Below are 18,972 nucleotides of genomic sequence, written 5' to 3' on the forward strand. Positions count from 1 at the left end.
AAAAACCGGTGGTCGGGGCCGTGGCCCTGCTGCTGGGATGGCGTGATGCACAGTGAGATCTTGACGACCGTGGACCGGGGCGGCTTCCCGGACGCGGTGACACCGTGGGAGCAGGAGTCCTGGCGGGCCGCGGCCCTCGACTGGATCCGGGAGCGGCTGGCGGAGCACGGCCTGCGCGCGGACGGCGAGCTGCGGGTGCGGCTGCGGCCGTGGTCGGTGCTGGCACGGGTGCCCGTGGCGGGCCGGGAGGCGGTCTGGTTCAAGGCGAACCCGCGGGCCGCCGCCTTCGAGGGCCCGCTGACCGCCGCGCTGGCCCGCTGGGTGCCCGGACATGTGCTGGAGCCGCTGGCCGTGGACGCGGCGCGCGCCTGGTCGCTGCTCCCGGACGGCGGCGATCTGTTCCGGCAGGTGCTGGCGCGGGAGCCGGTGGGACCGGAGGTCTGGGAGGACCTGCTGCGCCAGTACGCGGGCATGCAGCGCGCTCTGATCCCGTACGCCGGGGAACTGGAGCGGCTGGGCGTCCCGAAGGCCCGCACCCGCGATCTGCCCGAGGTGTTCGACCGGCTGCTCGCGGCGAACACCGCGCTCGGACCCGAGGCACGCGCCCGGGTGGCGGCCGTACGGCCCCGGCTCGTGGACTGGTGCGCCGAACTCGCCGCCCTCGGCATCGAGGACACCCTCGACCACGCGGATCTGCACGACGGGCAACTGTTCCGCCCGGCACCGGGCCGGTTCACGTTCTTCGACTGGGGGGACGCGGCCGTGTCCCACCCGTTCTGCAGCCTGCGGGTCACCGGCGAGCAGGTCCGCGAACGGTACGGCGCGCAGGCACTGCCCCGGCTGCGCGACGCCTATCTGGAGCCGTGGACGGGCACCGGGCTCCCGGCCGCCGACCTGCGCCGGGCCGCGAGCCTCGCCTGGCGGCTCAGCGCCCTGGGCCGCGCCGCCTCCTGGAGCCGGATGTTCCCCGACCCGGACCGCCCCGCGCCCGGCGTCGCACAGAGCGCGGAATGGCTGCTGAACCTTCTCGACGAGCCGCCGCTCTAGGCAGATCGCGGACCCGGCCGCCCGAAGCCGCCGGTTCCCGGTCAGGCCCCGTTCGACCGCAGCTGCAGCTGGCGGGCCTTGTTGAACAGGCGCCACAGGTGCTTGGCCACGGCGCACGGCGCGGAGTCGGCGCGGCACTGGCGGCAGGCGCGGGTGTGCTGCTCGTACTGGATACGGGCGTCTTCTAATGCGTCACTGACAGCAGACATGGACATCTCCGGGAAAGGCAGGACATCGAACGGCGCGCCGACTTGACTGGCCGATACAACCAGTCCCAAAGGTGATCATGTTACTGGCGGTACTGGGAAATTCGGGGGACCTCAGGAGCCATGGGTTCCGGACAGCGTCCGGGCATGCTCCATGAAGGCGGTCAGACCGACCTCGAAGGCGCGGTCGGCCCGTTGGTCGCCCACGGCGGCGAGGGCCGCGGCGAGATGGGGCGTCGCGGCGCGGTCCGGGAGCTCCCACATGGTCTCGGGGGCGGCGAGGTCGAGGGCCGAGCCCAGCACCAGGTTCTCCAGCGCGGTGATCAGCGCCATGATCCCGGCGGGCTCGAACCCGGCGTCCAGGAGCCGGGTGACCGCGCGCTCGTACTGGTCAAGGACCCGGGGCGCGCGCACCGGCGAGGTCATCAGCAGCGGGATCGTGCGGGGGTGCGCGGCGAAGGCGGCGCGGTAGGAGCGGGCCCAGGCCTCGACGGCCGTGTCCCAGGGTTCGAGGTCGAGGGTGGCCGTCTCGATCGCGGAGGCGACCCGTTCGCGCAGCAGTTCCACGATGCCGTCCCGGCCGTCCACGTGATGGTAGAGCGAGCCGGTCTGCACGCCGAGCCGCCTGGCTATCTGCGGGACGCTGAAGTCGCCGCTCTCGTCGACGAGTTGGAGCGCGGTCGTGGTGATGCGCTCACGGTCGAGGAGCGGGGTGCGCGGCCGTCCCATGATCGGTGTTCTCCCTGAGGTCTTCCCGGATGCCCAACCGCAGGTTACATTGCGGAAACCAAAAGCCTTTAGGTTTACGGCTCCGGGCGCCCGCCATCCCTTCCGCGCGCCCGTACGGCCGTACGCCCGGGAGCGTTCGCGCGGGCCCTTCCCCCGGGCCGCCGCGACCGCGCCCGCCCGTCTCCGGGACCCCCTCCCCTCCGCCGCCAGAAGGGCTCCCCCGTATGCCCGTCACCACCTCCGAACTGCCCGAGGAGAAGGCGCCGTCCGCCGCGGCCACCCTCCGCCCCGGCTCCCTCGGCACGGCCGACATCGCCTTCTTCGTCGTCTCCGCCGCCGCGCCCCTGACCGTCATGGCCGGGGTCGCGCCGCTCGCGATCCTGCTGGGCGGCATAGGCGCCCCGGTCGGCTATCTCCTCGCCGGGCTGACCCTCGCCGTCTTCGCCGTCGGCTTCACCACCATGAGCCGCCATGTCACCGGCGGCGGCGCCTTCTACGCCTTCATCACCCGGGGCCTCGGCCGCCCGGCGGGTGTCGGCGCCGCCCTGCTCGCGCTGCTCGGCTACAACGGCATGGAGATCGGCGTCTACGGCCTGCTCGCCTCCGCCTCCCGCGACACCCTGCACGCCCTGTTCGGCGCCGACGTCCCCTGGCTGCCCGTCTCGCTGGCCGGGCTGCTGCTCATCGGCTACGGCGGCTTCCGCTCCATCGACTTCGGCGCCAAGCTGCTCGGCGTCCTGCTGGTCGCCGAGACGGGGATACTCGTGCTGCTGGCCGGCGGGGTGCTGCTGGAGGGCGGCGCGCACGGGCTGTCCCTGGCCTCCCTCGCGCCCTCGCATGTGTTCGTGCCCGGCACGGCCGCCGTACTCGCCTTCGCGTTCGCCGCGTTCACCGGTTTCGAGTCGACCGTCATCTACCGCCGCGAGGCCCGCGACCCGGGGCGCACCGTGCCCCGCGCCACCTATCTGGCCGTCGGATTCCTCGGCCTGTTCTACGCGTTCGTGGTGTGGATCGCCGTCCAGGCGTTCGGCGACGACCAGGTGGTGCGCGCCGCCGGGAAGGATCCGGCCGGGCTGTTCTTCACCGCGATCACCACCTACGTGGGCGGCTGGGCCGCGGACCTGATGCACGTCTTCATCGTCACCAGCGTCCTCGCCTCCCTCCTCGCCTTCCACAACGCCATCAACCGCTACGCGCTCGCGCTGGCGGAGGAGGGCGTGCTGCCCCGCCGGCTCGGCCGGATCCACCCGCGCCACCGCTCCCCGTACATGGCCGGTACCGCCCAGACCGTGCTCGGCGCGGTGGTCGTCCTCGCCTTCTGGGCCACGCACGCCGATCCCTACCAGCAGCTGCTGTTGTGGGTGAACACCCCGGGGATGATCGGCCTGATGCTGCTCCAGCTGCTCGCCGCGCTCGCGGTGCCCTGCTACTTCCGGCGGGTGCGGCACGGCGAGGGGAGCCTGCGGACCGTGGTGGCGCCGGTCCTCGCCACGGTGCTGCTCGCGACCGCGCTCGTCCTGGTGGTGGGGCACATCGACCTGTTCACCGGCGCCTCGTCCGCCGTGAACACCCTGCTGGTGCTCGCGGCGCCGGTCGCCTTCCTGCTCGGGCTGCCGCTCGCGTGGTGGCTGCGGCGCAGCCGACCGGAGGTGTACGCGTCTTTCGCCGCCGAGCCCGCGACGCCGACCGAACCCACGGTGCCGACCGAGTCCGCCGTATGACCCCCGTTCACAAAGCCGAATCACCCCCCTTCGCAGAGGAGTTCCTGGCATGCCTGCCGCCGATCTCGTCCTCACCGGTGCCCAGGTGCGCACCCTCGACCCCGACCGTCCCGCCGCCACGGCGGTCGCAGTGCGCGCGGGGGTGATCACCGCGGTCGGGGAGGCGGCCGACGTACGGGACTGGCGCGGCCCCGGCACCGAGGTGGTCGAGCTGGGCGGGGCGCATCTGGTGCCCGGCCTGGTCGACGCCCACAGCCATCCGGTGTGGGGCCTGGAGATGGCGACCGGCGTGGACCTGTCGGGCGTACGCGATCTGACCGGGCTGCGCGCCGAGTTGGCGGCCACCGGGCGGATCGGTGGCTGGGTGCTCGGGCACAGCCTGGATCACAACGCCTTCGGGGGCCGCCCGATCCACCACGACCTGGTGGCCGACGTCCTCGGCGATTCCCCCGCCCTGCTGCGCCTGTACGACGGCCACTCCGCCCTCGCCAACGCCGCCGCCCTGGCCGCCGCCGGGGTGTCCGGGCCCCGCTCCTTCGACCAGCGCGCGGAAATCGTGTGCGACGCCTCGGGCCGGCCCACCGGGCATCTGGTTGAACATGCCGCGATGGACCTGGTGACGGCCGTCGCGCCCCGCCCCTCGGACGCCGAACGCCGGTCGCGGCTCGTGGAGTTGCTGTCCGCGATGGCCGCCACGGGGCTGACCGGCGCCCATGTGATGGACGGCGGTGACCTGGAGCTGGTGGCGGCGGTGGCACGGGAGACGGTGCTGCCGGTGCGGCTGCGGTTCGCGCCCTGGTGCATGCCGGGCGCGGACGCGGAGGCGCTGCGTGAGCTGGTCGCGCTCCAGGGGCGCGGCGGGCGGCACTGGCTGGTCGGCGGGGTGAAGTTCTTCATGGACGGCACCGTGGAGGGCGGCACGGCGTGGCTGGAGCATCCCGACTGCCACGGGCAGGGCACGGCCGCGTTCTGGCCGGACCCGCAGGCCTACGCCGAGGCCGTCCGCACCCTGCACGCGGCCGGGGTGCGCACCGCCACCCACGCCATCGGGGACGCCGCCGTACGGCATGTACTGGACACCGTGGCGTCGCTCGGGCCGAGCGGGCGCGGGGCGCACCGGATCGAACACATCGAGACCGCACCGGACGAACTCCTGCCCCGTTTCGCGGAGTTGGGTGTAGCGGCCTCCATGCAGCCGCCGCACACCGGGTACACCCGGGACGACGGCAGCGACGAGTGGTCCCGCCGCCTGGGGGGTGAACGGGCCGCCCGTGCCTGGCGGTTGCGGGATCTGCGGGACGCGGGCGCCACCGTCGCGCTCGGCTCGGACTGGCCCATCGCGCACTTCGACGCCCGTGCCGTGCTGGCGACCGCCCGCCGCCCCCGGGGCGCCGCCGCGCGCCACGAGGGCCTGACCGCGTTGCAGGCCCTGGAGGGCTGCACCAGCCACGCGGCCGCCGCGGCGGGCGAGCCGGGGATCGCCGGACGTGTCGCGCCCGGGTTCCGCGCCGACCTCACCGCGCTGGGCGTGGACCCCGTGCGCGCGTCCGTCGACGAACTCGTCGACGCGCCGGTGGCGTTGACAGTGACGGGCGGGCGGGTGACGCACCGGTCCGCCCGCTGACGGTCGCCCGGGGTCAGCCGTGCGTCAGCGGGCGGTCAGCGCCTCCTGGCACTGTTGTTCCTGTGAGCGGGACGGAGAACCGGAACCGGTCACAGGAACGACAGGGAGAGGTGCCCGGAGTGGTTTATCGGGGACCAGCGAGCACAGCTCACGGTCGGGCCCTTCGGGGCCCGCGCAGGTTCGAATCCTGCCCTCTCCGCTCGATACGGCTCTCCGCCGTACTCAGTCGTGCGGGACGACCGCGACCGGGCACTCGGCGTGCTGGACCACCGCGTGGGCGACCTGGCCGAGGCGTTCGCCGAGCCTGCTGCCGCTGATCCGGCGCCCCACCACGACCAGTCCGGCGCCGTCCGTGGCCCGTACGAGTTCGTCCCCTGCCCGGCCCTCGGTGACGGTCGTGGCGACGGACACGTCCGGGTACTTCTCGTGCCAGGGCCGCAGCAGCGCGATGACGGCGTGCTCGGCGGCGACCGCCCCCTCGGGACCGGAACCGCCGTCCGCCTCGTGGACATGGCACACACGCAGCTCGGTGCGGCGGCGCCGGGCGGCCTCGAAGGCGAACCCGATCGGCTCGTCGCACGCGCTGTCGACGTCCAGGCCGAGCACGACGGCGCGGTACGGGATGCTCGGGATCTCGTCCGGCGCGAGTCCGGGAGCGGTCGGCAGATGCTCGTCGGCGGCGCTGCGGCCCGCCCGCACCAGCACCACCGGGCAGGGGGCGCGGCCCGCGACCCGCAGCGAGACCGAGCCGACGAGGACCCCGGCGGCCCGGCCGAGCCCGAGCGTGCCCACCACCAGCGTGTCCGTCTCCGCGGCCACGGACAGCAGCGCGGTCACGGGCGACTCGGCGATCAGCCTGCCGGTCACGGCCAGCGTCGGATGCGCCGCGCGCACGCTGTCGACCGCCTCCCGCAGCACCCGCTCCGCCCAGCCGCGTTCCGTGCTGTCCCGGGTCACCGGCGGCGCCGGCCGCACATCGGCGACCCACGCGTGCGCCACGACCAGCTCGGCGCCCCGGCGCACCGCCTCCTGCGCGGCCCAGTGAGCGGCGGCGACACTCTGCGGGGACCCGTCGACTCCCACCGCGATACGACCAGCCATGACGTGTCCCTCCGGATCCGACCCGACGCTTCCCGCCGTCCACCGAGCGCTCTCCCGTACGACAAGCGTGCCCCTTGAAGGGGACTCGCGCCCGTGGGCCGTCCGGGTCGTCCTTGGGGCCGGGCGCCCCCTGGAGAAGCAGCCCGCCGACGCGGACGAGCCGCCCGGCCCCCGACCGGCGCGGCGCACACCCGGTACGCGACATACGCAGGCCCGGTACGCGGCGCACGCACGGCCGGGTGCCGTCCGCGCGCGAGCCCGAGCACGTCGGCGATACGGCCGGGCCCCTTCCGGCTCCGCCCACCCCGGCGGAGCCGGAAGGGGCCCGGGGACGGGACCAAAGGTCCCGTTCACGGGGGCGCCCGGCCCTCGGCCCAGGGCGCGGGACGCGGCACGCTGGTGGTACCGGCTCGAAACGGACAGCGGGGACGCGCGTGGCCGGGGCGTCGAGCGGGCTCACGAAGGCGGGGGATCCACCGCCGCCCGGCGCAAAAGGCCCGCCCACCCTGAAGGAGGAAGAGCCGTGATCCAGAGCACGATCGGCGAGGTGATGACCGGCGATGTCGTCACCGCGTCGGAGACCATGTCGTCCGCGGCCGTGACCCGGCTGCTGGACCGGTACGGGATCGGCGGGCTGCCGGTGATCGACCACGACGACAAGGTGCTCGGCGTCGTCTCGGTCTCCGATCTGGTCCGCGAACGGGCCGACCGGCAGGCGCAGGCCCCCGGCGAGCCCGTACGGGAGTCACCGGCACGTGAGCTGATGTCGACACCCGCCGTCACCGTCCACCCCGAGCAGCGGGTCCCGGACGCCGCCCGGCTGATGGAGCGGCGTGGTGTGGAGCGCCTGCCCGTGGTGGACGAGGAGGACCGGCTGATCGGCATCGTCACCCGCCGTGACCTGCTCCGGGTCTTTCTGCGCGGAGACGACGAGATCCGCCGCCAGGTGTCCGAGGAGATCGTGTCGGGCGAGCTGGGGCTGCCGCCGGAGGCCGTCACCGTGTCCGTGCGGGACGGCATCGTCACCCTCGCGGGCGGCGCGGAACTGCGCGGCGCCATCGCCCGCGCCGGCTTCGCGGCCTGGCGGCTGGACGGGGTCGTCGGCGTGGTCAACCTGGTGCCGACGGTGACCCCCGAGGGGATGGCTCGCCCGGGGTGACCCTCGTACGGCGGGGCTCGTCAACGCGAGGCGGGCCCCGTCGCGCGGAGAGGCGGGCCCCGTCGCGCGGAGAGGCGGGCCCCGTCGCGCGGAAGGGGGGCGGCACCCGCGGGTGCCGCCCCCCTTCCGCTCTCATCCCGCTTCGATACGACGGCCCGTGTACGCCGTGGGCTCGATCCGCACCCACAGATCGCGGTCCCCGCCGGCCCACGGGGTGCTGTACGCGCGCCCGGCCAGCCGCTCCGCCTCGACGGGATCGTCCACCACGCGGGCGGTCCCGCGCACCAGCACGCTCCAGCCCTCGCTCAACGCGTCGTCCACCCGGTCCACCTCGAAGGCCACCTCGCGGTCGAGGCCCTGGCTGATCACCGAGCCCTCACGGGTCCGGAACACGATCGCGCCGTCCACGACGGTGTAGTTCACCGGGAGGACGACGGGCGCGCCCTCGGTGCTGCGGGAGAACCTTCCGACGCCGTGCGTCGACAGCAGCTCCCTGCACTCCTGTTCGTCGAGTTCGCCCGTCCGGGGACTGCGGGCGGCCTGTCCCAGCCCGGACGGCAGCCCGGAGTATCCGCCGCCGAGTTCCTGGGGGCTGGTGCGCAGCGCCCCGGCGAGCCTCAGCAGGGTGCCGGAGTCGGGCGCGGCGGTGCTGTGCTGCTCCAGATGGGCGACATACGCCTCGGCCATGCCGGCGCGTTCGGCCACCTCTTCCCGGCTGAGACCGAGTTCCGACCGGCGCCGCTGGAGCCGGCGTCCGAGGTCGCCCCGCGCGGGCCCGTCCTGCGGCTCCGGCGCGCCGTGCCCAGGTGTGGGGCGTTCTGCCATGCTCGCTCACTCCTCGCCGGGTTCCCGGACTACCGGTGCGCACGGTGTCCGCGTCCGCCCCCGGGGCCGCGTGTTCGCCCCTCGGGCGGCCGGGGCCCTGGCTCGTACCACGTCTACCACCGGGGCACCCGGGCTACCACTCGGCTGCGCCGGGGCATCCGGAGACCGTCGTGTCCGGCCTCCCCCCACCGGGGGCCGGACACGACGTCGCACGATCAGAAACCCTAGGCCCGCCCCGCCCCGTCCGCCTTGGGCCGAACGGCCCTGCCCGCAGTGGTGTGTCGGGGGCGGCGCGCACGGCTCGCGGCCGGGCCCTTCGGGGCCCGCGCGGGTTCGCGTCCTGCCCGCTCCGCTGCGCCGAACGGCTGACTACACTGGACGGCGGCATCGCGTGCCGGTCACCGGCCGGGTGAGGCATGGAGGTGCCGGGAGATGCCTCTGGAGGCATTCTTTGTCGGTCGATCTGAATCACACCATCGTCCATGCCCGGGACAACCGGGAATCCGCCCGCTTCTTCACCGAGATAGTGGGCCTGGACATCGCCGGGGAGTGGGGCCCGTTCGTGGCCGTCGCCCTGGGCAACGGCGTCACGCTGGACTTCGCCACCGTCCCCGAGGACAGGATCACCCCGCAGCACTACGCGTTCCTGGTCTCCGAGGAGGAGTTCGACGCCGCGTACGCCCGCATCACCGAGCGCGGCATAGAGCACTACGCCGATCCGCACCAGAAGCAGCCCGGCACCATCAACCGCAACGACGGCGGCAAGGGCGTGTACTTCATGGATCCGGTGGGACACGCCATGGAACTGCTCACCGTGCCCTACGGCGGCTGGCCGACCGCGTAAGCGCCAGCGGGGTGTCCTGGGGGCCGATTCGGTCCCTGCGGGGCCCGCGGGTGAGGATGGTCCCCATGGTGTTGACGTATGGGTCGATGGGACGGGCCGAGACCGGGCCGCAGGGGGCGGGTCGCCGGACCGGTGAAGGGACGACGGTCCGGTGAGCAAGCCGCTGTACCAGCTGAAGGCCGAGTTCTTCAAGACGCTCGGCCATCCCGCGCGTATCCGCGTGCTGGAACTGCTCAGCGAACGCGAGCACGCGGTCGCCGAGATGCTGCCCGAGGTGGGCATCGAACCCGCCCACCTCTCCCAGCAGCTGGCCGTGCTGCGCCGCGCCAACCTGGTCAAGACCCGCAAGGAAGGCTCGAACGTCTACTACTCCCTCACCAGCCCGCATGTGGCCGAACTGCTGCGGGTGGCGCGGACGATCCTGTCCGGGGTCCTCGCGGAACAGGCGGAGCTGCTCGCCGACCTCCAGGCGGCGCAGGGGGAGCAGCCGGGGCGGGCCTGACCCCGGTGGGTCGGGCCTCGGCCGCATCGCCCGGGCGGCCCTGATCCCGGTGGGTCCGGCCCCGGCCGCGTCGCCCGGCCCCTCCGGGTCTCACTCCCCGGGCGCCACCGTCCGCGCGGCGATGCGGGCCGCCTCCGCGATGAGTGCCTCGTCGACGGGGGCGTCCTTGTCGTTCTTGCCCTCCTTGGTCGACAGGACGGCCAGTACGACGGGGGTGCGCCGGGTGGTCCAGGCGACGCCGAGGTCATTGGCGCTGGCGTAGTCGCCGGTCCCGGTCTTGTCGGCGATGGTCCAGCCCGCGGGCAGTCCGGCGCGGAACCGCGCGCCGCTGGTGGTGTTGCCCTTCAGCCAGCCGACGAACCGCTCGCGGTCGGGGGCGGCCAGGGCCCGGCCGAGGGCCAGCCGCTCGATGCTCGTGGCGAGGGCCTCGGGGCTCGTGGTGTCGCGCGGGTCCCCGGGGATCGCCGTGTTCAGCTCGGGCTCCCACCGGTCGAGCCGGCTCACCTCGTCGCCGAGCGAGCGGAAGAACCGGGTGAGGCCGCCCGGCCCGTCCAGCCGGCGCAGCAGCAGATTGCCGGCCGCGTTGTCGCTGTACTGGATCGCCGCCGCGCACACATCGGCCATGGCCATGCCGGTGGCCTGGTTCTCCTCCGTGCGGGGCGAGTTGGGCAGCAGGTCGTGCGGCGGGTAGTGGATCACCTTGTCCATCGGCGCGCAGCGCGCCTCGTCACGCAGCACGGCGGCCGCCGCGAACGCCTTGAACACCGAGCACATCGCGAACCGTTCGCCCGCCCGGTGGGCGAGCACCCGCCCGGTGCGCACATTGCGCGCGTACACGCCGAGCCGGGCGCCGTAGCGCCGCTCCAGATCGGCCAGCTCGCCGGAGACCGGGGCGGCCGGTGCGGCCGGGCCCGCCGGGGCGGCGGCGGCACGGCCGGTGGAGGCCGCGGCGGCCACGGAGGTGAGCGCGATGCCTGCCTTCAACAGGCCACGGCGTGCGAGCGGTCCGGAAGCGGTCATGGTGAAGTCCTCCCAGGTCATGCCCTGTCGGGCGGGGTGATCCGTGGGAAACAGCGAAACAGCACGAGGACGCTCATGTCCAAGAGTGAACCGTGCACATCTCATGCCTTATTGATATGACTACAGGATGGATCTACTCGCGCATCTGGAGGCGTACGTGGCGACCGCCGACGAGATGAGCTTCTCCCGGGCGGCCGACCGGCTCGGCATCGCGCAGCCGTTGCTCAGCCGACGGATCAAGACACTGGAGGGCCACTTCGGCGGTCCGCTGTTCGACCGTTCCCGGCGCCAGGTCGCCACCACCGAGCTGGGCGTGCTGCTCCTCCCCTACGCCCGCGACGTCCTGGACCGCGCCCAGCGGCTGCGGCAGGCCGCCCACTCGGCGCGGCACGCGCGGGTGCGTGCCGTCGGCGTGCCCGCGGACTGCGCCCCCGCCGCCCTGGCCCGCGCCCTGCACGCCGGCACCGAGCGCGGGATCACCCTCGGCATGCGTGAACTGCCGCCCCTGGAGCGGGAGTCGGGCCTGGCCGACGGCTCGCTCGCCTACGCGCTCGTCCGCGTCGTACCCGAACGCGCCGCCCTCCGGGTGCCGTTGGGGCTGGCCTCCGCACCGGCCGACACCCGTGAGGCGCCGCGCACCCTGCACCTCGAAGAGCTACGGCCGCGTCGCCGCCGTACCGGCGAACCGCCCGCGTCCCCGCCGCCGATCCTCGTCCTGGCCGAGGACCAGGTCCCCTGCTTCGAGGACCGGTTCGCCCGGGCCGTCGCGCGCGCCGGGCTGCCCGAGGGGCGGATCGGGCCGGCCGGCCCGGCGGCCGACGCGCTCACCGAGACCCTGGCCGGGCGCGCCCTGCTGCTGTGCGCCGAGCCGTACGCACGCCGGTACGACGCCCGGTGGGCACCCCTGGGCGACACCGCCCTGCACCGGGGGTACGACGTGAGCGCGCCACCGGGTCCGCGCGGCACACCGGACGTACCGGCGTGGCTGACCCGGCTGCTGGCCACGGCGGTCGGGGCCGTCGGGTCGGCCCGGCACGGTGACACCGGTGACCTCCGGGCCGCCGGTGACGCCCCCTCCCGGCTGGCGGCCCGCGGATGAGCCCGGTGGAGACGGGCGGCACCCGCAACCGGCCCGTCTGCGTGGGCGACGACGGTGCCCTGCTGGATGTCGCCGAGGCGGCCGCGGCGAACTGGCGCGCGCTCGGGGTGCGCGGCTCCTTCCTCGCCCTGAACCTGGACACGGGTGCGCGACTCGGCTTCGACATCGACGAGCCGACGCCGCTCGCGTCCGTCGCGAAGGTCCCGCTGGCCCTGGTCGTACTGGACCGGATCGCGGCCGGGGAACTGGACGCGGCGCGGCCGGTGACCGTCGATCCGGCCGGGAGCAGCGTCGGCTCCACCGGCCTGTCGGCATTCCGGCACCCGGCCACCGTGGCGGTCGGCGATCTGCTCCTGCTGATGCTGTCGGTGAGCGACAACGCCGCCGCGGACGCGCTGTTCGACCTGGTGCCGGTGGCCGAGGTGGACACGCGGCTGCGGGCATGGGGGTGCGACGGCATCCGGATGCGGCACCGGATGAACCACATGTACGAGTGCGCGGCCGGCGCCGCCGGCAACGACTTCTCGCTCGCGCTGGAGCTGGCCGTACGGGACGAGCGGGCGGGCCTGCCGACCATCGAGACCCTGGACCCGGCACACGCCAACACCGGCTCGGCGGCGGCCCTCGTCGCCCTGCTGCGGCGGGTGTGGTGCGACGAGATCGCCGCGTCCGGGGCGACGGCCGAGCTGCGGCGGCTGATGGGCTTCCAGGTCTTCACCCAGCGTCTCGCGTGCGAGCTGCGCGCGGACTCGCTGCGGTGGAGCGGGAAGACGGGCACGTTCCTGCATCTGCGGCACGAGATCGGCGTGGTGGAGGCGGAGTCCGGCGACCGGGTGGCCATGGCCGCGCTCACCCGCGCGGACCGGCGGGCCGGTCTCGCCCCGGACATCGAGCTGGCGATGGGCACGGCGGCCCGGGACGCCTTCGAGGCACTGCGCCGCTGAACGGGCCGGGGCCGCCGCGTCGATGTGCCGGTCAGGACAGCAGCCGCTGCTCCTTCGCCACCCCGACCGCGCCCGCGCGCGTGTCCACGCCGAGCTTGTCGTAGATGCGCCGCAGATGCGTCTTCACCGTGGCCTCGCTGATGAACAGGGCGCGGGCGATGGCGTGGTTGGGCAGGCCCTGGGCGAGCTGGGCGAGGATGTCGCGTTCGCGCGGGGTGAGGGCGGGGCGCGGGTTGCGCAGCCGGGACATGACCCGGTCGGCGACCGGGGGCGAGAGGGCGGGGCGGCCCTGGGCGGCGGCGTGGATCGCGGTGAACAGGTCCTCGGCGCGTTCGGCCTTGAGCAGATAGCCGGTGGCGCCCGCCTCGACGGCCCGGGTGACGTCGGCGTCCGTGTCGTACGTGGTGAGCACGAGGACGTGCGGCGCGGGACTCGTGGCGCGCAGCCGCCGGGTGGTCTCGACGCCGTCGATGCCCGCGCCGAGCTGGAGATCCATCAGGACGACGTCCGGCGCGGTCCTGCGGGCCAGCGCCAGGGCCTCCTCGCCGCCGCCGGCCTCGCCGACGACCTCGATGTCCGGGGCGCTGCGCAACAGGGCGAGCAGTCCGGCGCGTACGACGGCGTGGTCGTCGCAGACCAGGATGCGTACGGGGCGTTCGGTCATGGTCGCTCCAGGGGGATCGCCGCCGACAGGGCCGTGCCCGCGCCGGGCGCCGACTCGATGGTGAGGGTGCCGCCGAGCTGGCGCAGCCGGGCGCGGACGGCGGGCAGACCGTGGCCCCGGCCCGCGCTCGCGGTGGCGTCGCGACCGGCTTCGGCGGGGTCGAAGCCCCGGCCGTCGTCCATGACGTCCAGGACGATCTGGTCGTCCAGGCAGGTCAGGGTGAGGGTGGCGGTCGTGGCGTCCGCGTGTTCGCGGACGTTGGCGAGGGCGCCCTGGGCGATGCGCAGCAGGGCGGACTCGACGGGCGCGGGCAGCCGTTCGGGCGGGGTGCCCTCGGTGTGCACGCGGACGGTGAGTCCGGGTGTCGTCTCGCGGGCGGCGACCGCGCGCAGAGCCTGCGGCAGGCCGCCGCCCTCGGCGAGGTCGGCCGGAGTCAGATCGTGCACGAAGCGGCGGGCCTCGGCGAGGCTGCGCTCGGCGATCAGCGCGGCGGTGCGGACGTGCTCGTGGGCGGTGCCGGGCGCGGTGTCCCAGAGCCGGTCGGCGGCCTGGAGCAGCATGCGCTGGCTGGACAGGCCCTGGGCGAGGGTGTCGTGGATCTCCCGGGCGAGCCGTTCGCGTTCGGCGAGGGTGCCCTCGCGGCGCTCGGTGGCGGCGAGTTCGCGCCGGGTGCGGACCAGGTCGTCGATGAGGGCGCTCTGCCGGGCGGCCTGGCGGTGCATGACGACGTAGACGGTGGCGGCGACGGCGGCCACGGCCGGCGGGGCGAGCAGCACGTTCGGGTCGGGCCAGCCGGCGAGTTCGAGCTGGGCGGCCACCGCGAGCGCGGTCAGCAGCCCGACCAGCGGGATCGCGGCGCGCGGCGGCAGAGTGCGCAGGCCGGTGTAGAAGAGCGGGACCGCGCACCAGGCGAAGCTCGGGGCCAGGACGACCAGTAGCGCCCAGGCCGCCACGACCAGGCCGAGCCAGGTCAGACGGCGCGGGGTGGGACGGGTGCCGAGGGCGGGGCCGAGGACGTAGAGCACGGCGAGCAGCGCGGTGAGGGCGACGATCCAGGGGGTGTGGGGGCCTTCGCCGTGCCGGGCGAGATAGCGGGCGAGCGACGCGCCCAGCAGTACGAAGAACGCGGTGTGCATGACGATCGTGAGGGCGCGGGGGTCGTCCGGTGCGGGTTCCGGCATCGCCACCACCTCCCGTGTCACCGCGCTGAACTGGGCGAACAAGGTCCATTGTTCCCCGGCCCCGAGCGGGCGGGGTCATCCGATCGGATGACCCCGGGGACCACCGGTCCGTCGACGGGAGACGGCGGAGGGCGGGCCGAGGATCGGTACCGAGGCGATCGCGTCTCGGCCCGGCCGCGTCTCGGCCGCGGCCCCACCGCCACCGGAAGGTTGCCCGTCATGTCCAGCCGCAGGAAGCCGTCCCGCCGTACCCGTGTCCTCGTGGGCGGTGCCGCCCTGGCCGTCGTGGGCGCGGGTGTCGTCGGCACCGTCACCGCCCATGCCGCCGATTCGGCCGGCGCCGCCCCGGCCGCCGCGCCCGCCGCGGTCCGCCCCGGCGATCTCACCCGGAGCACGCACCTCACCGTCAAGGCCGCGGAGAAGGCGGCGCGGGCCGCGCTGGACGCCGCGGTCAAGGACGGCCGCCAGGTGTCCGTGGCCGTGGTCGACCGCGACGGCGACACGCTGGTCACGCTGCGCGGGGACGGCGCGGGCCCGCAGTCGTACGAGTCCGCCGGGCGCAAGGCGTTCACGGCGGTGTCCTGGAACGCCCCCACCTCGGAGCTGGCCGGACGGCTGGCGCAGGCGCCGACCCTGAAGGACATTCCGGGGACGCTGTTCCTCGCGGGCGGCACCCCGGTGACCGTCAAGGGCGCCCCGGTCGCGGGCATCGGCGTCGCGGGCGCCCCCTCCGGCGACCTGGACGAGAAGTACGCCCGGGCGGGCGCGGCGGCGCTGGACCGCTGACGGCCGGGACGCGCCGGGACGCGCCGGGACGCGCCGGGACGCGCCGGGACGCGCCGGGACGCGCCGGGGGCGTCGTAACCGCTCGTTCCCCACGCACGCATTCCCACCGTGCTGATGAGGCGACGATGTCCGGGCCGCCCGCCAAGGGGCGGCCCGGACATGGTGCCGGCGGATCAGGCCAGGTCGAACCGGTCCAGGTTCATGACCTTGTCCCAGGCGGCGACGAAGTCCTTGACGAACTTCTCCTTCGCGTCGTCGCTCGCGTAGACCTCGGCGAGGGCGCGCAGTTCGGAGTTGGAGCCGAAGACGAGGTCGGCACGGCTGCCGGCCCACTTCAGCTCGCCCGTCACGGCGTCGCGGCCCTCGAAGGTGGTCTGGTCCTCGGAGGTCGACTTCCAGGTCGTGCCCATGTCGAGCAGGTTGACGAAGAAGTCGTTGGTGAGGACGCCCGGCGTCCTGGTGAGGACGCCCTGCTGCTGGGCCTGGGCGTGGTTGGCGCCGAGCACGCGCAGGCCGCCGATGAGGACGGTCAGCTCGGGGGCGCTGAGGGTGAGCAGGTTGGCGCGGTCGAGCAGCAGGTACTCGGCCGGCAGCCGGTTGCCCTTGCCGAGGTAGTTGCGGAAGCCGTCCGCGGTCGGCTCCAGCGCCTCGAAGGACTCGGAGTCGGTGTGCTCCTCACGGGCGTCCACCCGGCCCGGCGTGAACGGCACCCGGACCTCGAAGCCGCCCTCCTTGGCCGCCTTCTCGACCCCGGCGACACCGCCGAGGACGATGAGGTCGGCCAGCGAGACCTTCTTGGCGCCGGAGGAGGCGTTGAAGTCCTGCTGGATGCCCTCCAGGGTGCGCAGCACCTGGGCCAGCTCGTCGGGCTGGTTGACCTCCCAGCCGCGCTGCGGCGCGAGGCGGATACGGGCGCCGTTGGCGCCGCCGCGCTTGTCGCTGCCGCGGAAGGTGGACGCGGAGGCCCACGCGGTGGTGACCAACTGGCCGACGCTCAGCCCGGAGTCGAGCAGCTTGCTCTTCAGGGCCGCGATGTCCGCGTCGTCGATCGGCTCGCCCTCGCGCTCCGGCAGCGGGTCCTGCCAGATCAGGGTCTCCTCGGGGACCTCGGGGCCGAGGTAGAGGGACTTCGGGCCCATGTCGCGGTGGGTGAGCTTGTACCAGGCGCGGGCGAAGGCGTCGGCGAACTCCTGCGGGTTCTCGTGGAAACGACGGGAGATCGGCTCGTAGATCGGGTCGAAGCGCAGGGAGAGGTCCGTGGTGAGCATCGTGGGCAGACGCTTCTTGGCCGGGTCCTGCGGGTCGGGGATCGTGGGCTCGGCGTCCTTGGCGACCCACTGCTTGGCGCCGGCCGGGGACTCGGTCAGCTCCCACTCGTAGCGGAACAGGTTGTCGAAGAAGCCGTTGCTCCAGCGGGTCGGCGTCGAGGTCCAGGTGACCTCCAGGCCGGAAGTGATGGCATCCCTGCCCTTGCCACTGGCGTAGGTGCTGCGCCAGCCCAGGCCCTGCTCGTCCAGGCCGGCGGCCTCGGGGTCGAGGCCGACGTGGTCGGCGGGGCCGGCGCCGTGGGTCTTGCCGAAGGTGTGGCCGCCGGCGATCAGGGCGACGGTCTCCTCGTCGTTCATCGCCATGCGGCCGAACGTCTCACGGATGTCGCGGGCCGCGGCCAGCGGGTCCGGGTTGCCGTTGGGGCCCTCGGGGTTGACGTAGATGAGGCCCATCTGGACGGCGCCGAGCGGGTTCTCCAGCTCGCGGTCGCCGGTGTAGCGGCGGTCGTCGAGCCAGGTGGTCTCGGGGCCCCAGTAGACGTCCTCCTCCGGCTCCCAGACGTCCTGGCGGCCGCCGCCGAAGCCGAAGGTCTCGAAGCCCATGGACTCCAGGGCCACATTGCCCGCGAGGACCATCAGGTCGCCCCAGGAGATCTTCTGGCCGTACTTCTTCTTCACCGGCCACAGCAGGCGGCGGGCCTTGTCCAGGTTGGCGTTGTCGGGCCAGCTGTTCAGCGGGGCGAAGCGCTGCTGGCCGTGGCCGGCGCCGCCGCGGCCGTCGCTGATGCGGTAGGTGCCGGCGGCATGCCAGGCCATACGGATGATCAGACCGCCGTAGTGGCCGAAGTCGGCGGGCCACCAGTCCTGGGAGGTGGTGAGCACCTCTTCGATGTCCCGTTTCACCGCCGGGAGGTCGAGGCTCCGGAAGGCCGCCGCGTAGTCGAATTCCTCACCCAGCGGGTTGGCCGCGGGCGGGTTCTTGGCGAGGATCTTCAGGTTGAGCCGCTCCGGCCACCACTGGCGGTTGCCGCCGCCCTGGGTCGGGTGCAGGGCCCGGTCGTGAACGACGGGGCAGCCGCCGCTCCCCTCCTCCGCCTTCGCGTCTGTGACGATCGCGTCGTGGTTCTCAGTCATGGCAATCCTTCCGAACTAAGCGGAACCAGGTGCTCAGGAACTGCGGCCGGTGGAACAGTCGGGGCACACGCCCCAATAGACGACCTCGGCTTCGTCGATGGCGAAGCCCCGGTCGTCGGCGGCGGTCAGGCAGGGCGCTTCCCCGGCGGCGCAGTCGACGTCGGCGACGGCCCCGCACGACCGGCACACGAGGTGGTGGTGGTTGTCGCCGACGCGCCCCTCGAACCGGGCCGGATGACCGGCCGGCTCGATGCGGCGCACGAGTCCCGCCGCGGTGAGCGCGTGCAGAGCCTCGTAGACGGCTTGCAGGGATATATGGCCTACGCGGTCACGGACCCCGGAGGCGATCGCCTCGACACCGAGGTGGTCGCCGTCCCGGACGGTCTCCAGCAGCGCGACGCGAGCCGCCGTCACGCGCAGGCCGGCACCGCGGAGCTCCTCGGCGGTGGTCGGAGTCGGGGAGGCGGTCATGGGGGCGAACCTACTCTCACAAACACGAAGGATTCAAGAAAACGAACGATGCAATTCTGGTCGTGCGCCGGTGTACGCGCCGATGTACGGCGTTCACCTCCGCGTTCACGGCTGCGCGGCTTTGCGCCGCCCGCCGGGCGCCGTCGGTCGGACGCCACGCCGGGGCACGCACGGATCACGCGCCCCACCCGTCTCTCCCCGGCCGACGCGAGTCGAACCGTCCACCGATCGGGTGAGAGGGAACCATCCGGCACCGGGGCTCTTCCTCGGCGCCTTCGCCATGCCGTCGACGGGGCAGAACGGGCAGGAGGCGCGGTGGCGGGCGGGGACGGCCTTCGCGTTCGCCGTCGTGGACGGGAGAGGCACCGTCCTCGGCCATGTGGCCGTGAGCGCGATCGACCGGCGTCACTCGACGGGCTGGCTGTCCTACTGGACCACCAGGGCGGCCCGGGGACGCGGGGCGGCCTCCGCGGCCTGCCGGTCCCTGGCCCGCCGGGCCTTCGACGACGCCGGACCCTCCCGCCTCGAACTCGGCCATCGCGTCGACAACCGGGTGCTGCCGGGTCGCCGGTGCGGCCGGGTTCGCGGTGGAGGGCCTGCGACGGCAGAAGCCGGAGTACGACGGGGTGCGCCATGACGTCGAGACG

Annotated in this window: 19 protein-coding genes and 1 pseudogene; 11 read left to right on the forward strand and 9 right to left on the reverse strand. The window is 74.1% G+C overall.

All coding sequences use genetic code 11. The annotated features are described in order from the left end of the window. Positions 1–45 precede the first annotated feature (45 nt). Positions 46–1,047 carry a phosphotransferase gene (locus QHG49_RS02115; protein WP_301487059.1) on the forward strand — a complete coding sequence of 334 codons (1,002 nt, stop codon included), beginning with the start codon at positions 46–48 and terminating at the stop codon, positions 1,045–1,047. A gap of 41 nt (positions 1,048–1,088) precedes the next feature. On the opposite strand, the gene QHG49_RS02120 is transcribed toward QHG49_RS02115, so the two are convergent. Continuing rightward, positions 1,089–1,325, reverse strand: a complete 237-nt coding sequence (locus tag QHG49_RS02120) for a hypothetical protein (protein WP_159698156.1) — start codon at positions 1,323–1,325, stop codon at positions 1,089–1,091. 42 nt (positions 1,326–1,367) lie between these two features. Then, entirely contained in the window at positions 1,368–1,982 is a 615-nt protein-coding gene (locus QHG49_RS02125) for a TetR/AcrR family transcriptional regulator (protein WP_301487060.1), read from the reverse strand. A 224-nt stretch (positions 1,983–2,206) separates the two neighbouring features. On the opposite strand from QHG49_RS02125, the gene QHG49_RS02130 reads away from it, so the two are divergent. From QHG49_RS02130 to QHG49_RS02140, 3 genes and pseudogenes are all read left to right on the forward strand, one after another. Then, the gene (locus QHG49_RS02130; RefSeq protein WP_301487061.1) at positions 2,207–3,703 is read left to right on the forward strand and encodes an APC family permease; all 1,497 of its coding nucleotides are present in this window, start codon (positions 2,207–2,209) and stop codon (positions 3,701–3,703) included. A 49-nt stretch (positions 3,704–3,752) separates the two neighbouring features. Further along, positions 3,753–5,327: an amidohydrolase gene (locus QHG49_RS02135; RefSeq protein ID WP_301487062.1), complete on the forward strand. Its 1,575-nt coding sequence runs from the start codon at positions 3,753–3,755 to the stop codon at positions 5,325–5,327. A 104-nt stretch (positions 5,328–5,431) separates the two neighbouring features. Beyond that, positions 5,432–5,526, forward strand: a pseudogene (locus QHG49_RS02140). A 23-nt stretch (positions 5,527–5,549) separates the two neighbouring features. Here the strand turns inward: QHG49_RS02140 and QHG49_RS02145 are convergent. Continuing rightward, positions 5,550–6,428, reverse strand: coding sequence for a universal stress protein (locus QHG49_RS02145; RefSeq protein ID WP_145486774.1), 879 nt, complete (start codon positions 6,426–6,428; stop codon positions 5,550–5,552). Positions 6,429–6,951: 523 nt separating this feature from the next. Between QHG49_RS02145 and QHG49_RS02150 the strand changes: the two genes are divergently transcribed. After that, complete coding sequence (locus tag QHG49_RS02150; RefSeq protein ID WP_301487063.1) at positions 6,952–7,587, forward strand: CBS domain-containing protein; 636 nt, start codon at positions 6,952–6,954, stop codon at positions 7,585–7,587. A gap of 132 nt (positions 7,588–7,719) precedes the next feature. On the opposite strand, the gene QHG49_RS02155 is transcribed toward QHG49_RS02150, so the two are convergent. Beyond that, positions 7,720–8,412, reverse strand: coding sequence for a pyridoxamine 5'-phosphate oxidase family protein (locus tag QHG49_RS02155; protein WP_145486773.1), 693 nt, complete (start codon positions 8,410–8,412; stop codon positions 7,720–7,722). 451 nt (positions 8,413–8,863) lie between these two features. On the opposite strand from QHG49_RS02155, the gene QHG49_RS02160 reads away from it, so the two are divergent. Then, complete coding sequence (locus QHG49_RS02160) at positions 8,864–9,256, forward strand: VOC family protein (protein WP_159698168.1); 393 nt, start codon at positions 8,864–8,866, stop codon at positions 9,254–9,256. A 151-nt stretch (positions 9,257–9,407) separates the two neighbouring features. Continuing rightward, a complete protein-coding gene (locus tag QHG49_RS02165; RefSeq protein ID WP_145486771.1) occupies positions 9,408–9,758 on the forward strand; it encodes a metalloregulator ArsR/SmtB family transcription factor in 351 nt (116 codons plus the stop codon). Positions 9,759–9,848: 90 nt separating this feature from the next. Here QHG49_RS02165 and bla read toward each other — a convergent pair whose 3' ends face one another. Beyond that, entirely contained in the window at positions 9,849–10,778 is a 930-nt protein-coding gene (gene bla / locus QHG49_RS02170; protein WP_159698171.1) for a class A beta-lactamase, read from the reverse strand. Between the two features lie 127 nt (positions 10,779–10,905). On the opposite strand from bla, the gene QHG49_RS02175 reads away from it, so the two are divergent. Both QHG49_RS02175 and QHG49_RS02180 read left to right on the forward strand, forming a co-directional pair. After that, entirely contained in the window at positions 10,906–11,877 is a 972-nt protein-coding gene (locus tag QHG49_RS02175) for a LysR family transcriptional regulator (protein ID WP_301487064.1), read from the forward strand. Then, positions 11,874–12,821, forward strand: coding sequence for a serine hydrolase (locus QHG49_RS02180; protein ID WP_301487065.1), 948 nt, complete (start codon positions 11,874–11,876; stop codon positions 12,819–12,821). Before QHG49_RS02175 ends, QHG49_RS02180 begins: the two co-directional genes overlap by 4 nt. Before the next feature lie 31 nt (positions 12,822–12,852). On the opposite strand, the gene QHG49_RS02185 is transcribed toward QHG49_RS02180, so the two are convergent. Further along, positions 12,853–13,485: a response regulator transcription factor gene (locus QHG49_RS02185; RefSeq protein ID WP_301487066.1), complete on the reverse strand. Its 633-nt coding sequence runs from the start codon at positions 13,483–13,485 to the stop codon at positions 12,853–12,855. Beyond that, positions 13,482–14,666, reverse strand: a complete 1,185-nt coding sequence (locus tag QHG49_RS02190) for a sensor histidine kinase (protein WP_301487067.1) — start codon at positions 14,664–14,666, stop codon at positions 13,482–13,484. The genes QHG49_RS02185 and QHG49_RS02190 overlap by 4 nt, the downstream gene beginning before the upstream one ends. 219 nt (positions 14,667–14,885) lie before the next feature. Here QHG49_RS02190 and QHG49_RS02195 point away from each other — a divergent pair, with 219 nt between their 5' ends. Beyond that, entirely contained in the window at positions 14,886–15,452 is a 567-nt protein-coding gene (locus QHG49_RS02195; RefSeq protein ID WP_159698180.1) for a heme-binding protein, read from the forward strand. A 173-nt stretch (positions 15,453–15,625) separates the two neighbouring features. On the opposite strand, the gene katG is transcribed toward QHG49_RS02195, so the two are convergent. Next, positions 15,626–17,854, reverse strand: a complete 2,229-nt coding sequence (gene katG / locus QHG49_RS02200; RefSeq protein WP_145486766.1) for a catalase/peroxidase HPI — start codon at positions 17,852–17,854, stop codon at positions 15,626–15,628. A 33-nt stretch (positions 17,855–17,887) separates the two neighbouring features. After that, positions 17,888–18,325, reverse strand: coding sequence for a Fur family transcriptional regulator (locus tag QHG49_RS02205; RefSeq protein WP_301487068.1), 438 nt, complete (start codon positions 18,323–18,325; stop codon positions 17,888–17,890). Positions 18,326–18,605: 280 nt separating this feature from the next. Here QHG49_RS02205 and QHG49_RS02210 point away from each other — a divergent pair, with 280 nt between their 5' ends. Continuing rightward, entirely contained in the window at positions 18,606–18,962 is a 357-nt protein-coding gene (locus QHG49_RS02210) for a GNAT family N-acetyltransferase (protein ID WP_301492669.1), read from the forward strand. Positions 18,963–18,972 lie beyond the last annotated feature (10 nt).

Source organism: Streptomyces sp. WP-1 (assembly GCF_030450125.1).
Lineage (GTDB): Bacteria > Actinomycetota > Actinomycetes > Streptomycetales > Streptomycetaceae > Streptomyces > Streptomyces incarnatus.

Bases quoted from the DNA above. Each gene is read 5' to 3' on its own strand.
- QHG49_RS02115 (WP_301487059.1), top strand. From the start codon at position 46: ATGCACAGTGAGATCTTGACGACCGTGGACCGGGGCGGCTTCCCGGAC.
- QHG49_RS02125 (WP_301487060.1), bottom strand. From the start codon at position 1,982: ATGGGACGGCCGCGCACCCCGCTCCTCGACCGTGAGCGCATCACCACG.
- QHG49_RS02130 (WP_301487061.1), top strand. From the start codon at position 2,207: ATGCCCGTCACCACCTCCGAACTGCCCGAGGAGAAGGCGCCGTCCGCC.
- QHG49_RS02135 (WP_301487062.1), top strand. From the start codon at position 3,753: ATGCCTGCCGCCGATCTCGTCCTCACCGGTGCCCAGGTGCGCACCCTC.
- QHG49_RS02145 (WP_145486774.1), bottom strand. From the start codon at position 6,428: ATGGCTGGTCGTATCGCGGTGGGAGTCGACGGGTCCCCGCAGAGTGTC.
- QHG49_RS02155 (WP_145486773.1), bottom strand. From the start codon at position 8,412: ATGGCAGAACGCCCCACACCTGGGCACGGCGCGCCGGAGCCGCAGGAC.
- bla (WP_159698171.1), bottom strand. From the start codon at position 10,778: ATGACCGCTTCCGGACCGCTCGCACGCCGTGGCCTGTTGAAGGCAGGC.
- QHG49_RS02175 (WP_301487064.1), top strand. From the start codon at position 10,906: ATGGATCTACTCGCGCATCTGGAGGCGTACGTGGCGACCGCCGACGAG.
- QHG49_RS02180 (WP_301487065.1), top strand. From the start codon at position 11,874: ATGAGCCCGGTGGAGACGGGCGGCACCCGCAACCGGCCCGTCTGCGTG.
- QHG49_RS02185 (WP_301487066.1), bottom strand. From the start codon at position 13,485: ATGACCGAACGCCCCGTACGCATCCTGGTCTGCGACGACCACGCCGTC.
- QHG49_RS02190 (WP_301487067.1), bottom strand. From the start codon at position 14,666: ATGCCGGAACCCGCACCGGACGACCCCCGCGCCCTCACGATCGTCATG.
- QHG49_RS02195 (WP_159698180.1), top strand. From the start codon at position 14,886: ATGTCCAGCCGCAGGAAGCCGTCCCGCCGTACCCGTGTCCTCGTGGGC.
- katG (WP_145486766.1), bottom strand. From the start codon at position 17,854: ATGACTGAGAACCACGACGCGATCGTCACAGACGCGAAGGCGGAGGAG.
- QHG49_RS02205 (WP_301487068.1), bottom strand. From the start codon at position 18,325: ATGACCGCCTCCCCGACTCCGACCACCGCCGAGGAGCTCCGCGGTGCC.
- QHG49_RS02210 (WP_301492669.1), top strand. From the start codon at position 18,606: ATGCCGTCGACGGGGCAGAACGGGCAGGAGGCGCGGTGGCGGGCGGGG.